General features: G+C 67.3%; 16 protein-coding genes. 6 read left to right on the plus strand and 10 right to left on the minus strand.

All coding sequences use genetic code 11. The features are described 5' to 3' along the window. Positions 1–12: 12 nt before the first annotated feature. Positions 13–903 carry an alpha/beta fold hydrolase gene (locus tag LXE91_RS01270; protein ID WP_039368111.1) on the minus strand — a complete coding sequence of 297 codons (891 nt, stop codon included), beginning with the start codon at positions 901–903 and terminating at the stop codon, positions 13–15. A 105-nt stretch (positions 904–1008) separates the two neighbouring features. On the opposite strand from LXE91_RS01270, the gene LXE91_RS01275 reads away from it, so the two are divergent. Further along, positions 1009–1902: a LysR family transcriptional regulator gene (locus LXE91_RS01275; protein WP_039368113.1), complete on the plus strand. Its 894-nt coding sequence runs from the start codon at positions 1009–1011 to the stop codon at positions 1900–1902. Between the two features lie 40 nt (positions 1903–1942). On the opposite strand, the gene LXE91_RS01280 is transcribed toward LXE91_RS01275, so the two are convergent. The 4 genes from LXE91_RS01280 to copC form a co-directional block, all read right to left on the minus strand. Next, positions 1943–2872 (minus strand): LysR family transcriptional regulator, encoded by a 930-nt coding sequence (locus tag LXE91_RS01280; protein ID WP_039368116.1) that lies wholly within the window; start codon positions 2870–2872, stop codon positions 1943–1945. Positions 2873–3038: 166 nt separating this feature from the next. Further along, positions 3039–3812: an SDR family oxidoreductase gene (locus tag LXE91_RS01285; protein ID WP_039368119.1), complete on the minus strand. Its 774-nt coding sequence runs from the start codon at positions 3810–3812 to the stop codon at positions 3039–3041. Positions 3813–3998: 186 nt separating this feature from the next. Continuing rightward, positions 3999–4499 (minus strand): DinB family protein, encoded by a 501-nt coding sequence (locus LXE91_RS01290; protein ID WP_039368122.1) that lies wholly within the window; start codon positions 4497–4499, stop codon positions 3999–4001. 63 nt (positions 4500–4562) lie between these two features. Next, complete coding sequence (gene copC, locus LXE91_RS01295) at positions 4563–4937, minus strand: copper homeostasis periplasmic binding protein CopC (protein WP_039368126.1); 375 nt, start codon at positions 4935–4937, stop codon at positions 4563–4565. Positions 4938–5051: 114 nt separating this feature from the next. Here copC and LXE91_RS01300 point away from each other — a divergent pair, with 114 nt between their 5' ends. Continuing rightward, on the plus strand, positions 5052–5768 hold the full coding sequence (locus LXE91_RS01300) for a pseudouridine synthase (RefSeq protein WP_039368128.1): 717 nt from the start codon (positions 5052–5054) through the stop codon (positions 5766–5768). A gap of 108 nt (positions 5769–5876) precedes the next feature. Next, positions 5877–6062 carry a hypothetical protein gene (locus LXE91_RS01305; protein WP_039368131.1) on the plus strand — a complete coding sequence of 62 codons (186 nt, stop codon included), beginning with the start codon at positions 5877–5879 and terminating at the stop codon, positions 6060–6062. Here the strand turns inward: LXE91_RS01305 and LXE91_RS01310 are convergent. Further along, the gene (locus LXE91_RS01310) at positions 6045–7082 is read right to left on the minus strand and encodes an NAD-dependent epimerase/dehydratase family protein (protein WP_039368135.1); all 1038 of its coding nucleotides are present in this window, start codon (positions 7080–7082) and stop codon (positions 6045–6047) included. The two genes, LXE91_RS01305 and LXE91_RS01310, sit on opposite strands and share 18 nt — an antisense overlap. A gap of 107 nt (positions 7083–7189) precedes the next feature. On the opposite strand from LXE91_RS01310, the gene LXE91_RS01315 reads away from it, so the two are divergent. The 3 genes from LXE91_RS01315 to LXE91_RS01325 all read left to right on the plus strand — a co-directional run bounded on the left by LXE91_RS01315 (position 7190) and on the right by LXE91_RS01325 (position 10168). Further along, positions 7190–8221, plus strand: a complete 1032-nt coding sequence (locus tag LXE91_RS01315) for a CDP-6-deoxy-delta-3,4-glucoseen reductase (RefSeq protein ID WP_039368138.1) — start codon at positions 7190–7192, stop codon at positions 8219–8221. Positions 8222–8514: 293 nt separating this feature from the next. After that, entirely contained in the window at positions 8515–9699 is a 1185-nt protein-coding gene (locus LXE91_RS01320; RefSeq protein ID WP_039368141.1) for an acetylornithine transaminase, read from the plus strand. Between the two features lie 13 nt (positions 9700–9712). Further along, entirely contained in the window at positions 9713–10168 is a 456-nt protein-coding gene (locus tag LXE91_RS01325) for a GNAT family acetyltransferase (RefSeq protein WP_039368149.1), read from the plus strand. Between the two features lie 24 nt (positions 10169–10192). Here LXE91_RS01325 and LXE91_RS01330 read toward each other — a convergent pair whose 3' ends face one another. The 4 genes from LXE91_RS01330 to LXE91_RS01345 form a co-directional block, all read right to left on the minus strand. After that, positions 10193–10864: a DUF2278 family protein gene (locus LXE91_RS01330; RefSeq protein ID WP_039368152.1), complete on the minus strand. Its 672-nt coding sequence runs from the start codon at positions 10862–10864 to the stop codon at positions 10193–10195. 274 nt (positions 10865–11138) lie between these two features. Continuing rightward, complete coding sequence (locus tag LXE91_RS01335) at positions 11139–11855, minus strand: ABC transporter ATP-binding protein (RefSeq protein ID WP_039368157.1); 717 nt, start codon at positions 11853–11855, stop codon at positions 11139–11141. Beyond that, a complete protein-coding gene (locus LXE91_RS01340; RefSeq protein WP_011352945.1) occupies positions 11855–12631 on the minus strand; it encodes an ABC transporter ATP-binding protein in 777 nt (258 codons plus the stop codon). Before LXE91_RS01340 ends, LXE91_RS01335 begins: the two co-directional genes overlap by 1 nt. A 23-nt stretch (positions 12632–12654) precedes the next feature. Then, positions 12655–13824: an ABC transporter permease subunit gene (locus LXE91_RS01345; RefSeq protein WP_039368160.1), complete on the minus strand. Its 1170-nt coding sequence runs from the start codon at positions 13822–13824 to the stop codon at positions 12655–12657. Positions 13825–13838: the final 14 nt, after the last annotated feature.

Here is a 13838-nt window from a genome sequence, read left to right on the forward strand (position 1 = left end):
CGCCGGCACGCCTCAGCCTCGCTCGCAGAATCCGAGGATCGCGTCGGCGACCGCCGCCGGCGCCTCGCGCTGCGGAAAGTGACCGACGCCGTCCAGCACTTTCCGCGCGTAGCGCCCCGTGAAGAACCGCTCGCGCCCGGCCGAACCGTCCGGATGATTGCAGGTGTCCGCGCCGCCGTGCAGCACGAGCGTCGGCAACGCCAGCACCGGCGCGGGATTCAGCCGCGCATCGTCGTCGGCATAGGCCGGCGTGCCCGGCACGAACGCCCATCGATGCCGGTACGAATGCAGTACGACGTCGATCCAGTCGGGCCCGTCGAACGCCGCAGCAGCCGCCTCGAAATCGCTGTCGCGATACCAGCCCGGCGGCGACCACGTGTCCCACATCAAGCGGGCAAACGCGCGGCGATCGTCGCGCAATGCCTGCTCGCCGCGCGGCGTCGCCATGAACCAGTGATACCAGTAGTTGCGCGCCTGCTGCAGCGACAGCGGCTGCCCAGGATCGTTGGTGCCGTACCCGACCGACAGCATCACGAGATGCGATGCGGCGCCGTCGCGCAGCCCGCAAGCGTTCGCGGCCGCCCGCGCACCCCAGTCGTGCCCGACCAGCACGGGCCGCTCGATGCCAAGCGCATCGACGAAGTCGAGCAGGTCGCGCCCGAGCGCCGCGAGCTGGCCGCTGCGCGGCACGGATGCGTCACGAAAGCGGGTCGGCGCAAAACCGCGCAGCGCGGGCGCGAGCACGCGGTAGCCGCGCGCGGCGAGCGCGGCAGCCACGACCTCCCAGCCGACCGGACTGTCCGGCCAGCCGTGCAGCAGCACGGCCACGCGCTCGCCGCGCGGGTTCCATTCGAGATAGGCAATGTCGAGCGACGCGGTCGTCGCATGCGCATAGGTCGTCATCGTGCACTCCGTGGGTCGATCCGAATGCACGATGGTAGGCCGGCCTTTCATCACGATTCACGGAGTATCATTGTTCATTCGTCGAGTATTGCGTTGAATTGATCCATGGAACCGCTGACCGATCCCGCGTCGACCGCCCTCGACATCACGCTGCTGCGCACCTTTCTCGAAGTCGTCGACAGCCGCGGGTTCGCGCCGGCTGCGGAACGGCTCGCGTTGACGCCGTCCGCCGTCAGCGGCCACATCAAGCGGCTCGAACTGGCGGCCGGCACGGTGCTGCTCGCGCGCACCACCCGTCGCATCGCGCTCACGCCGGCAGGCGACACGCTGTACGCATACGCGCGCAACATCGTCGACATGGAGCGCGAAGTGCGCGCGAGGCTGCGCGGCGCGCCGGCGCACGGGCCGCTGCGAGTCGGCGCATCGGAGGATTTCGCGGGCGCGTGGCTGCCGCACGTGCTGCGCACGTTTCGCGACCGCCACCCGCGCACGTCGATCGAGCTGAAGGTGGGGATTACCGCGTCGCTGCTGCGCGAGCAGACGCTCGGCCGGCTCGACGTCGTGTTCGGCAAGCAGTGCCGGCAGGTCGACACGCCGGGCGAACTGCTGTGGGAAGAGCCGCTCGTGTGGGCGTTCGCATCGGATCGCACGCTCGACGCCGGCGGCGACGTGCCGCTCGCGCTGTTTCCGCAGCCGTGCGTCTATCGGGAAGCCGCCGTCGCGGCACTCGCCGCCGCGCTGCGGCCGTTCCGCGTGCTGTTCGAGAGCAGCAGCATGGCCGGCTGCGTGTCGGCCGCGCTCGCGGGCTTCGCGGTCACCGCGCTGGCGCGCAGCCAGTTGCGCGACGGCCTGCGCGAATGCGGGCCGCAAGACGGCCTGCCGGCGCTGCCGGCCGCGCGTTTCTACGCGTTCGCGACGAAACCGGATGGCGCCGGCGCGGCGTTGATCGATGCGGTGCGGGAAACCGGGCGCAGCCGGCAGTTCGCGGCGCTGCCCTGAAACAGGCACGACGGCACGCGAGCACAACCGGCCGTGCCGGTCAGTCGCCCTCCGCGCCCTTGCCGCCGTTCGTCAGCGCACTCGCCATCAGTTCCCCGAACCATTCGATGAAAGCATTGAGCCGGCGCGAACGATGGCGCCGGTGCGGATACACGGCCGACACATCCATCGGTGCGGCGCGGTGGCCGGGCATCACGTCGACGAGTGCGCCGCTGTCGAGCAGATGTTCGACGTCGAAGCGCGGAATCTGGATCAGCCCCATCCCGGCGATGCAACTGGCGATATAGGTTTCTGCGTTGTTGACGATCACGCGGCTCGGCAGCGCGAGCGTGTGCCGCTGGCCGTCCGTGCAGTATTCCCAGTCGAGTTCGCGCCCGGTCGTCGGCGACGCATAGCCGATCGCCCAGTGTCCGTGCGCGAGCGCATCCGGATGCTCGGGCACGCCGCATTCGCGCAGGTAATCGGGGCTCGCGCAGTTGATCAGCGTGAACTGCCCGAGCGGCCGCACGACGAGGCTGCTGTCGGCGAGCCGCCCGACGCGGATCGCACAGTCGACGCCCTCCTGCACCAGGTCGATCGAACGATCGGTCGAGCCGAGCGACAGTTGCAGCTTCGGATAACGGTGAAACAGCGACGGCAGCGCGGGCGCCACCATGCGGCGCGCGATCCGGCTCGGCACGTCGACGTTCAGCCGGCCGATCACGTCGCGGTCGCGGCGGCGGAACAGGCGGTCGAGTTCGTCGGCCTCCGCGAGCAGGCGCCGGCCGCGTTCGAGCAGCAGCGCGCCGTCGGCGGTGAGCTGCACCTGGCGCGTCGTGCGGTGCAAGAGGCGCGTGCCGAGCCCCGTCTCCAGTTGCTGGACAGCCGCCGACACGGTCGCACGCGGCACGTCGAGCGCATGTGCAGCCTTGATGAAGCTGCCCATCTCGGCAACCTGCAGGAAGATTCTGACCTGATCCAGCTTGTCCATCGGCAGGGAGCGTAGGTTCGGACGAACGCCGCCGCCAGCCGTCGCGGGGCGCGGCCAGGTCCGGCGGCACAGGGAAAACGGGCACGCAGCCACGAGGCCGCGCGCCCGCCCATTGTCCACGCAAACGCGCCATTGCGGTGCGCCGCGCGGCCCGTCCCCGGGCAGCTTACTTGGTCGTGTAGCCGCCGTTGATCAGGATCGTCTGGCCGGTGATCCACCAGCCGTCGGTGACGAGATGGCGGATGAACGGCACGACGTCCTCGATGTCGGTCAGGCCGGTCTTGCTGAACGGCGACAGCGCGGCCGCCGTCTTGTGGTACGCGACCGCATCGGCGCCTTCGGCCGGGTAGAAGAACGGCGTGTCCATCGGGCCCGGCCCGACGGCCGTCACCGAGATCCCGCGCGCACCGTATTCCTTCGACGCCGCGCGCGTGAAATGCTCGACCGGCGCCTTCGACCCTTCGTACGCCGCATAGAACGGCGTGAACGCGCCGAGCAGCGACGTCACGAGCGTGACGAGCTTGCCGTGATCCTCGAGGTGCCGCCCCGCTTCCTTGATGAAGAAGAACGCCGACTTGCTGTTGACCGCGAACATCTCGTCGTACTCGGCCTCGCTGATCTCGGTAAACGGCTTCTTCAGCACCTTGCCGACCGTGTTGATCGCGATGTCGATCTTGCCGAAGCGCTGCTTCGCGTCGTCGAACAGCTTCTCGACCGCGGCGGCCGTCGTCAGGTCGCCCTGGAACGTAGCCGCTTCCGCGCCGGCCGCACGCACCGCGGCGGCCGTCTCCTCGGCCTGCGCCTGCGATGCGGCGCTGTTGTAGTGAATCGCCACGGCCTTCGCGCCGTGGCTCGCCAGATCCCGCGCGATCAGGCCGCCGAGATTCTTTGCGCCGCCTGCGATCAGGACGACCTTGTCTGCGAGCGTATGAGTTGCCACGGCTGACTCCTTTTTTCGTTGAACGAAGCTAGGAGTGTAGGCATGCGCGACGCACCGGTCAGCCGGGTACGGCTGGATGGATTATCCAGAAAAACGATCCAATCGAAGCGCCATACTGCAGCCTGCCGCACCGACAACCGCGCCGGAATCTGACCTCGATTGACTGGCGCCGATGCCGGTGCCCGCTCAGCGCGCGTACAACGCCGCGTCGATCTTGCCGAGCAGCCACTGCATGCCGGCCAGATGCTGCTGGTCGTGGCTGCACAGGTAGTGGACGAGCCCGCGCACGGTCAGCGACCCGTAGCCTTCGAATTCTCCGGTGCGCGAGAGCTGTTCGGGCGTGAGACGCGACACGAGGTCCAGCGTCTCGCGCCGCGCTTCGCGGATCGCCGCGAGCACGTCGGACGCATACGCGTCGTTGTAGCGGCGCTCGATCGCGAGCGCGTCGCCGTCGATCGACACGAGCAGCGGCCGGTCTTCGTCGAGCATCCGCCGCAGCCGCACGTGATAGCCGTCGATCTCGATGTCGCGCACGTGGCAGAGCTGCCCGAGCGGCGAAAAATGTTCGCTCGGAATCCCGGCCCAGTCGTCGGGCGTCCAGCGCGCGTAGCCGTCGGGCACGGCCGCAAAATGGGCTTCGAGCTGACGGGGGAAATCGGCGAGTGCGTCGAGCGTCGTCGGATTCATGCGGGACTCCCTGTCGGATAGGGGCGGCGGCAGCCCTGGCACGGGCCTGCCGTCGCCGTTGCGTCACTTCACGCTGAAGCCGTACGCGCCCTGCGTGCGGTGCCCGTCGGTCGCGACGGCCACCCATTTCACCGTATAGGCGCCGGTGCCGACCGCCGTGAGCGGCACCGACATCCGCTTGCGATTCGACGCGTCGATGCGCGCTCGGCCGTCCGACACCGTCTTGCCGTCGCCGTCGACGACGACGATCGAGCTGAACGCCGGCTCCAGCGGCTCGGTGAAATCGATCGTGACGGCGGCCGGTGCGGCAGCCACCGCCGCGCCCGCCGCCGGATCGCTCTTCGCGAGGTGCGCGTGCGCGAACGCGGCCGACGAGACGGTCGCGGCAACAATGACGGCAGCGGCATTGCGGCCGATCGGGAACGAAGCAAAAGGCATGTGCTTTCCGTGAAGAATGAACGGGCGCCGCGCCCCGCGCGGCGTACCGGCAGCTTACCAGCGCATGCCCGTTCATGCCGGTCGCGCGCCATCGCTTGATAGAATGCGCGCGCTATGGATCTCGAAAGCATTCTCTACACCCAGGGCTTCGGCTCGCGCCGCCAGTGCCGCGGCCTGATCGAAGCGGGCCGCGTCGCCGTGGCGGGCGCCCGCGCGACCGACCCCGATGCCGCGTTCGATACCGACGGCCTCGTGTTCTCGGTCGACGATACGGCGTGGCCGTTCCGCGCACGCGCCTATCTCGCGCTCAACAAGCCGGCCGGCTACGAGTGTTCGCGCGATCCGCAACACCACGCAAGCGTGTTCAGCCTGCTGCCCGCACCGCTCGTCGCGCGCGGCGTGCAGTGCGTCGGGCGTCTCGACCAGGACACGACGGGCCTGCTGCTGCTGTCCGACGACGGCCAGTTCGTGCACGCGTACACGTCGCCGAAACGCAAGGTGCCGAAGACCTACGTGGCAACCGTGCGTCACCCGCTCGACGACACCCAGTTGAATGCGCTGCGCGCCGGCGTGCAGCTCCACGGCGAGCCGAAGCCGATCGCGGCGGTCGCCGCCGACGCGCGCGACCCGCACGCACTCGCGCTGACCGTGCTCGAAGGCAAGTATCACCAGGTCAAGCGCATGGTCGCGGCGGCGAGCAATCGCGTCGAAGCGCTGCATCGCGAAAGCATCGGCGGCTTCACGCTGCCGGGCGATCTCGCACCCGGCGCGTGGTGCTGGCTCGATGACGCCGACCTTTCAGCGCTGCGCAATCCCGTCAAAACCCTGTAAGGGAAAATCCGCACGACCGTTCGACGCCCGGCCGCATCTCGGCCGCATGTTCCCCCGCTATACTGAAATCACAAGCTGTAAGAGAACAGCGATGCAGGGGGAGGCACCATGAGCAACCATACTTTTGAACTGTCGTCCGTGATGATCGCGTTCGCGGTCATCGGTGTCATCGTGATCGGCGGGCTGCTGGCCGCGATGCACATGAAGCACAAATATCATCCGAACCTGATTGGCGCGCTGATCGGCGCGCTGCTGTGCTTCCTGCTGATCGAGGCGTTACCGGCGCTCACCTGATGCGCTGCCCGGCGCGAGCGTTTGAAGGAAATCGTCTACGGTCGGGTACCGCAACGTCACGCACAATTCGGCCTTGAGCCGTGCGTTGGACAAGCGCCGCGACTCGCGCATGAACGACAGCAGTGTCGGTTCGAGCTGACGCTCGGCGTCCGCGCGGCTGACGCGCGGCGGCCTCGGCAGGCCGAGCACCTGCGCGACCCGGTCGAAATACTCCCCCATCCGCAGTTCGCTGTCGTCCGACGCGTGCACGGCGCGCGCCGGCTTGCCGCGCCCGGCCGCGCGGCGCAGGATCGCCGCGAGATCGTCCGCATGGATGTGGTTCGTGTAGACGTCGTCGGCCGGCTCGAGTGCCGGCGTGCCGCGCTCGAGCCGTGCGATCGGCAGGCGGTTCGCCGCGTAGATGCCCGGAATGCGTACGATGCGCGCGGACAGCACGCCACGCACCGTCGCGGCACGCAGTTGCCGCTCGGCCGACACGCGCCGGAACGCGCGCGGATTCGCGGGGCGCAACGGGTGCGTTTCGTCGATGCGCGCGCCGCCGCAATCGCCGTAAACGCCCGTCGTACTGGCGTAGACGAGCCTCGGCGCACGAAGGCCGTCGGGTACAATACGCGCTGCCCGAACGGGCGCGCCGGCCTGTCGGGTAGCGGTCCGCAGTGTGCGGAGCCGGCCGACCGCCGATGCCGGCGGTACCGGCAGCCGTCGCGCAGGCACGGTCGTTGCGGCAATCAGCGCACGCGTGCGTCGGTCGTCGCGGCCATCGGACTGCGGCGGTGCGAGATGCAGGATCGTGCGGGCCAGGCCCGCGAGGCGGCCAAGCGTCGCCCGGCGGTCGAGGTCGCCGACGATCGGCGTCACGCCCGCGGCGCGCAGTTCGTCGCGGCGGGCTGGGTGGCTCGTCAGCGCGAAGATCCGCAGGTTGCAGCGCGTGTCGCGCCATTGCGCGACGCAGCGCATGCCGACGTCGCCGCAGCCGACGATCAGTGCGCGCGGCCGGCGCAGGATTCGAGTCGCGATCATGTTGGTTGCGAAATCAGTAGCCACCGTTGCGCGACGCGCAACGGGTTTGCATTGTAGCTGCCGTGCCCGACATGCACGGTCCCCCCATTTTGTTCTAGTTTGGTTCTATGGCATTCAACGTCACTCTCAAGCAAAGCGGCCGGCAATTCCAGGTCGAGTCGGATGAAACCGTGCTGGCGGCTGCGCTGCGCCAGAACGTCCATCTGCCGTACGGCTGCAAGAACGGCGCGTGCGGCTCCTGCAAGGGCCAGATCGTGTCGGGCCAGATCGAACAGGGCCCGCACGCCGCGTCGGCGCTGTCCAACGACGAACGCACGCGCGGCCTCGCGCTGCTGTGCTGCTCGAAGGCGCAGTGCGATCTCGAGATCGACGTGCGTGAAATCGCCGGCGTCGACGGCGTGCAGGTCAAGAAGCTGCCGTGCCGGATCGCCGCGCTCGAGCGCAAGGCCGACGACGTGATGGTCGTGAAGCTGCAACTGCCCGCCAATGAACGCCTGCAGTATCTCGCGGGCCAGTACGTCGAGTTCATCCTGAAGGACGGCTCGCGCCGCAGCTACTCGATGGCGAACGCGCCGCACGAGGAAGGCCCGATCGAGCTGCACATCCGCCACATGCCGGGCGGCAAGTTCACCGACCACGTGTTCGGCGCGATGAAGGAGCGCGACATCCTGCGCTTCGAAGGCCCGCTCGGCACGTTCTTCCTGCGCGAGGATTCCGACAAGCCGATCGTGCTGCTCGCATCGGGCACGGGCTTCGCGCCGATCAAGGCGATCATCGAGCACGTGAAGCACACGGGCATCACGCGCCCGATGACGCTCTACTGGGGTGCGCGCCGCAAGAAGGACATCTACCTCGGCGAGCTCGCCGAGCAGTGGGCACGCGAGATCCCGAACTTCAAGTACGTGCCGGTGCTGTCCGAGCCGGACGCCGGCGATCAATGGACGGGCCGCACCGGCTTCGTCCATCGCGCGGTGATCGAGGACCTGCCCGATCTGTCGGGCCACCAGGTGTACGCGTGCGGCGCGCCGGTGATGGTCGAATCCGCGCAGCGCGACTTCACGCAGCACCACGCGCTGCCGGCCGACGAGTTCTATGCGGACTCGTTCACGAGCGCCGCCGATCTCGCGCATCCGGTCTGAGGCCCGCGCACCCGCGTACGGCACTGCGCGCCGCGATGTCACATCCGTGGCATCGCGCCGGTTTACAGTGAGGCGCGGGATGCCTTATGCTTGCGCACATGAACCGCTTCCTGTCCGCCCTTCGACGTCGCCGCTCGCCGCTCCGCCCGGATGCCGCCGGCTCGTCACGGACTCGCGCGTAACCCCCACACCGCTTCACCGGTTACGCACAAGCTGTTCGACCCACCAGCCACGGCCTTCCGTGGCTTTTTTATTGCCTGTTTCCCTTTCAACGCCCGCTGGAGTCTGCTGCCATGCCCCTGAACGATTATCCGATCGACTCGCTGATGTACATCACGAACCGCCCCGACATCGTGTTTACGCACGGCAAGGGTTCGTGGCTCTACGATCACACGGGCAAGCGCTATCTGGACTTCATCCAGGGCTGGGCCGTCAACAGCCTCGGCCATTGCAACGAAGGCATCGTCGACGCGCTGAAGACGCAGGCAGAAAAACTGCTGAACCCGTCGCCCGCGTTCTACAACGAGCCGATGGCGAAGCTCGCGGGCCTGCTCACGCAGCACAGCGTGTTCGACAAGGTGTTCTTCACGAACAGCGGCGCGGAAGCGAACGAAGGCGCGATCAAGCTCGCGCGCAAGTGGGGTCGCAAGTTCAAGAACGGCGCGTACGAGATCATCACGTTCGACCACAGCTTCCATGGCCGCACGCTCGCGACGATGTCGGCCAGCGGCAAGCCGGGCTGGGACACGATCTACGCACCGCAGGTGCCGGGCTTCCCGAAGGCCGAGCTGAACGACATCAACTCGGTCGAGAAGCTGATCACCGACAAGACCGTCGCGGTGATGCTCGAGCCGATCCAGGGCGAAGGCGGCGTGATTCCGGCCACGCGCGAATTCATGCAGGCGCTGCGCGCGCTGACGAAGCAGCACAACCTGATGCTGATCGTCGACGAGGTGCAAAGCGGCTGCGGCCGCGCGGGCACGCTGTTCGCGTACGAGCTGTCCGGCATCGAGCCGGACGTCATGACGCTCGCGAAAGGGATCGGCGGCGGCGCCCCGCTCGGCGCGCTGCTGTCGAAAGCCGAGTTCGCGGTGTTCGAGGCCGGCGACCAGGGCGGCACGTACAACGGCAACCCGCTGATGACGGCGGTCGGCTATTCGGTGATCTCGCAGCTCGTCGCACCGGGCTTCCTCGAAGGTGTGCGGGCGCGCAGCGAATACCTGAAGCGCAAGCTGCTCGAGCTGTCGGAAGAGCGCGGCTTCGAAGGCGAACGGGGCGAAGGCCTGCTGCGCGCGCTGCTGCTCGGCAAGGACATCGGCCCGCAGATCGTCGAGAAGGCGCGCGACATGCAGCCTGACGGCCTGCTGCTGAACGCCGCGCGGCCGAACCTGCTGCGCTTCATGCCCGCACTGAACGTGACGACCGAGGAAATCGACCAGATGATGGCGATGCTGCGGTCGGTGCTCGACACGCTCTAAGGAGAGCCCGCCGATGGATGCCGCCGCCGATGCTGTCGCAATCCGCCCGTTCGAACGCACCGACACCGATGCCGTGCTCGCGGTATGGCGCGACGCGTTCCCTCAGTACGAAGACGCGGATGCGCCGCCGCACCGCAATCCGCTGCGATCGATCGAGCTGAAGCTCGCGACGCAGCCGGAACTGTTCTTCGTCGCAACTAGCGGCGCCCGCGTGGTCGGCACGCTGATGGCGGGTTTCGACGGACATCGCGGCTGGCTCTACTCGTTCGGCGTATTGAACGACGCACGCCGGCTCGGCATCGGCCGCGCGCTGATCGCGCATGCGGAACGCGCGCTCGCCGCACGCGGCTGCCTGAAGATCAACCTGCAGGTACTGCCCGGCAACGACGATGCGTGCCGCTTCTACGCGGCGCTCGGCTATCGCGTCGAGGAACGCATCTCGTTCGGCAAGACGCTGCCGGCCGCGTGAAGCAGAGGCCGGCAGCCCGCCACTTCAGCGCGTGATCGGCCCAGCGCCCGGCAGCGGATTGCCGAGCGCGTCGGTCGGCACGGCCTGCTGCTCGAACGCCGCGAAATACGCGGCCCACTGCGACTCGCTCACACGCACGATCAGCGCGCCGTCCTGCCAGATGTCGTTGTGATCGTTGTGGTCGTCGCCCGCGCGGTGCAGGTAGTTCGAGCCGGTCGAACCCTGGTTCATGTGCGTGTCGTGGATGCCGTTGCCTTCCGAATACGAGCGGCCGAACACGACGACGTCGAGCCCCTGCGACTGCGCGGCGTTCACCAGCCGCAGCAGCGACGGGATCGGCTCCTGCTGCTCCGTACCGTCCATCACGGCGCTCGGGCGCCATGCGCCCGTTTCGTTGAGGATGTCGCTGCGCAGGTAGTCGAGCGCGGGCAATGCTGCCTGCCCCGTCAGGTCCGTATAGCCTTCGGCCGCGGCCGCGAGCGTCTGCGTAATCGGGTGGTGGAAGTCGTAGACGAGCTTGTAGTTCAGCAGGTCGTCAGCATCGTTGGTGCCGACGTTGATCGCGACGTCCCAGTCGCCTCCGGGCAGCGCCAGCGTCAGGTGGATGTGATACTGGATCTCGCTGCCGTGCGGCGAGCCCTTCAGCTTCGCCACCGATGTCACCTTCGCCTTCACGAAACCGTAGTCCAGACTCATGCGTGCTCTCCGTGTGCCGATCGGCCGTCGATGCTACGCGGCCCGTGTGACGGTTGGCAGGCGACCGGTAACGAGCGGCCGCCCCCATCGTTCCCGTGCCGCGTGTGCGGCCCGACAGTCGAATGGAGTCGCGCTCGCACGCACAAGTTCGACCGGAATCGCATGACACGAAAAAAAAGGCTGTCACGGCATCCCGTGACAGCCTTTCGAAAGCCCGTGTGCGACGCGCCCGGCATCTGCCGGCGCGCGCCCGCGGGCCCGCTCATTCACTCACTCATTCACCCAGGTAAGCGGCACGCACCTTCGGATCGTCGAGCATCTGCTTCGCATCGCCTTCCATCGTGACCGTGCCCGAATCCATCACGTAGCCACGGTCGGCCGCTTGCAGCGCGAGGCGTGCATTCTGCTCGACGAGCAGCACCGTGATGCCCTCCTTCGAGATTTCACGCACCACTTCGAAGATCTTCTCGACCATGATCGGCGACAGGCCCATCGACGGTTCGTCGAGCAGCAGCAGCTTCGGCTTAGAGAGGATCGCGCGCGACATCGCCAGCATCTGCTGCTCGCCGCCCGACAGCGTGCCCGCGAGCTGCGTCGCCCGCTCCTTCAGGCGCGGGAAGAAGCCGAACATGCGGTCGACGTCCTTCTTGATCTGCTCGCTGTCGTTGCGCAGATATGCACCCATCTGCATGTTCTCGACGATCGACATCCGCGCGAAGATCCCGCGGCCTTCCGGCACCATCGCGAGGCCGCGCTTGAGCAGCTCGTGCGTCGGAATGCCCTTGATCGACTTACCCTCGTACTCGATGTCGCCGGCCGAATACGCCTTCAGACCCGTGATCGCCTTCATCGTCGTGGTCTTGCCTGCGCCGTTCGCGCCGATCAGCGTCACGAGCTCGCCCTGACGGACTTCCATGTCAACGCCCTTGACGGCCTGGATGCCGCCGTAGTTGACCTGCAAGCCCTTGATTTTCAACATTGCCGCTGCCATCAGTGCACCCCTGCGCCGAGATATGCCTCAATCACCTTCGGATTCTTCTGCACGTCCTGCGGCAGACCCTCGGCGATCACCTTGCCGTAATCGAGCACCGTCATCCGGTTGCACAGCCCCATCACGAGCTTCACGTCGTGCTCGATCAGGAGAATCGTGCGGCCGTCCGAGCGGATCTTGTCGAGCAGGCGCGTGAGTTCGACCTTCTCGGTCGCGTTCATCCCGGCCGCCGGCTCGTCGAGCGCGAGCAGCTTCGGGTCGGTAGCCAGCGCACGCGCGATCTCGAGACGGCGCTGGTGGCCGTACGACAGGTTGCGCGACGTGTAGTCGGCGTACTGCAGCACGCCGACGTATTCGAGCAGCTCGATCGCGCGCTCCTTGATCTCGCGCTCTTCCTGGCGTTCGGCCGGCGTCTGGAACACCGCGCCGAGCAGCCCGTGCTTGGTGCGCACGTGGCGGCCCACCATCACGTTCTCGAGGGCCGTCATCCCGCCGAACAGGCGGATGTTCTGGAACGTGCGCGCGATGCCCGTCTTCGCGACCTGATGCACCGCGGTCGGCTTGTATTCCGTGCCGTCGAGCTTGAACTCGCCGGAGTCGGGCGTATAGAGGCCCGTGATCACGTTGAAGAACGTCGTCTTGCCGGCGCCGTTCGGGCCGATCAGGCCATAGATCTCGCCTTCCTTGATCTCGAGGCCGACGTCGGACAGCGCCTGCAGGCCACCGAAGCGCTTGTTCACGCCTTTGACGGACAGTCGGATTTGTTTGTCGCTCATGTGTGTATCCCCTTGTCCGTAGGTTAAGCGCGCACCGGCTTCTTGCTGGCGCGCTTCGCCAGTTTCGCGATCTTGTCCTCATGCTTCGGCGCCGGCCACAGGCCTTCCGAGCGGTACAGCATGATGACCACCATCGCGAGGCCGTACAGCGCCTGACGGATCACTTCCGTATCGACGACGTCGTGGCCGAACAGCGCGTGCTGCAGCGGGCTCATCGTCGAGCGCAGGAATTCCGGGAAGATGGCGAGCAGCACCGCGCCCAGGATCACGCCCGGGATATGGCCCATGCCGCCGAGCACCACGCATGCGAGCACGACGATCGATTCCCAGAACGTGAACGATTCCGGCGACACGAAGCCCTGGAACGAACCGAACATCGCACCCGACAGGCCGCCGAACGACGCGCCCATCGCGAATGCGAGCAGCTTCACGTTGCGGGTGTTGATGCCCATCGCCTTCGCCGCGATCTCGTCTTCGCGGATCGCCGCCCATGCGCGGCCGATACGCGAGTGCTGCAGGCGCGTACACACCCAGATCACCAGCAGCGAGCACAGCACGAACAGGTAGTAGTACATGTAGACCGACGGCAGCTGGATCCCGAACAGCGAGTGCGTCTGCGCGAGGCTGAAGTCGCCGATGTGCACCGGATCGATGCCCGTGATCCCCTTCGGGCCGTTGGTGATGTTCACCGGACGGTCGAGGTTGTTCATGAAGATCCGGACGATTTCACCGAAGCCGAGCGTCACGATCGCCAGGTAGTCGCCGCGCAGGCGCAGCGTCGGCGCGCCGAGCAGGATCCCGAAGGTCGCCGCCAGCGCCATCGCGATCGGCACGATGATCAGGAACGGGATGTGCAGCCCGTTCGGCGCGAGCGCCGCAATCCACTCGAATTGCGAGCTCAGGTGCGGCGAGCTCAACAACGCCGCCGTGTACGCACCCACCGCGTAGAACGCGATGTAGCCCAGGTCGAGCAGGCCGGCGAAGCCGACCACCACGTTCAGGCCCAGCGCGAGCATCACGTACAGCATCGCGAAGTCGAGCACACGGACCCAGTAGTTGCCGCCGGCCGAGCCGATGATGATCGGCGCGGCGATCACGAAGACCGCGGTCAGGAGGCCGATGATGACCGTCTTGGTGGTGTTGCGCTCTTCGACGAGCGACGTCGAGGATTCGATCGGTTGAATGGATGTCATGTTGTTTGCTCCCT

The organism is Burkholderia contaminans (assembly GCF_029633825.1).
In the GTDB taxonomy this organism is placed as follows: domain Bacteria; phylum Pseudomonadota; class Gammaproteobacteria; order Burkholderiales; family Burkholderiaceae; genus Burkholderia; species Burkholderia contaminans.

What these genes read in the sequence shown, in the direction of transcription:
- LXE91_RS01270 (WP_039368111.1), bottom strand. Translation starts at nt 903, where the DNA reads ATGACGACCTATGCGCATGCGACGACCGCGTCGCTCGACATTGCCTAT.
- LXE91_RS01275 (WP_039368113.1), top strand. Translation starts at nt 1,009, where the DNA reads ATGGAACCGCTGACCGATCCCGCGTCGACCGCCCTCGACATCACGCTG.
- LXE91_RS01280 (WP_039368116.1), bottom strand. Translation starts at nt 2,872, where the DNA reads ATGGACAAGCTGGATCAGGTCAGAATCTTCCTGCAGGTTGCCGAGATG.
- LXE91_RS01290 (WP_039368122.1), bottom strand. Translation starts at nt 4,499, where the DNA reads ATGAATCCGACGACGCTCGACGCACTCGCCGATTTCCCCCGTCAGCTC.
- copC (WP_039368126.1), bottom strand. Translation starts at nt 4,937, where the DNA reads ATGCCTTTTGCTTCGTTCCCGATCGGCCGCAATGCCGCTGCCGTCATT.
- LXE91_RS01300 (WP_039368128.1), top strand. Translation starts at nt 5,052, where the DNA reads ATGGATCTCGAAAGCATTCTCTACACCCAGGGCTTCGGCTCGCGCCGC.
- LXE91_RS01305 (WP_039368131.1), top strand. Translation starts at nt 5,877, where the DNA reads ATGAGCAACCATACTTTTGAACTGTCGTCCGTGATGATCGCGTTCGCG.
- LXE91_RS01310 (WP_039368135.1), bottom strand. Translation starts at nt 7,082, where the DNA reads ATGATCGCGACTCGAATCCTGCGCCGGCCGCGCGCACTGATCGTCGGC.
- LXE91_RS01315 (WP_039368138.1), top strand. Translation starts at nt 7,190, where the DNA reads ATGGCATTCAACGTCACTCTCAAGCAAAGCGGCCGGCAATTCCAGGTC.
- LXE91_RS01320 (WP_039368141.1), top strand. Translation starts at nt 8,515, where the DNA reads ATGCCCCTGAACGATTATCCGATCGACTCGCTGATGTACATCACGAAC.
- LXE91_RS01325 (WP_039368149.1), top strand. Translation starts at nt 9,713, where the DNA reads ATGGATGCCGCCGCCGATGCTGTCGCAATCCGCCCGTTCGAACGCACC.
- LXE91_RS01330 (WP_039368152.1), bottom strand. Translation starts at nt 10,864, where the DNA reads ATGAGTCTGGACTACGGTTTCGTGAAGGCGAAGGTGACATCGGTGGCG.
- LXE91_RS01335 (WP_039368157.1), bottom strand. Translation starts at nt 11,855, where the DNA reads ATGGCAGCGGCAATGTTGAAAATCAAGGGCTTGCAGGTCAACTACGGC.
- LXE91_RS01340 (WP_011352945.1), bottom strand. Translation starts at nt 12,631, where the DNA reads ATGAGCGACAAACAAATCCGACTGTCCGTCAAAGGCGTGAACAAGCGC.
- LXE91_RS01345 (WP_039368160.1), bottom strand. Translation starts at nt 13,824, where the DNA reads ATGACATCCATTCAACCGATCGAATCCTCGACGTCGCTCGTCGAAGAG.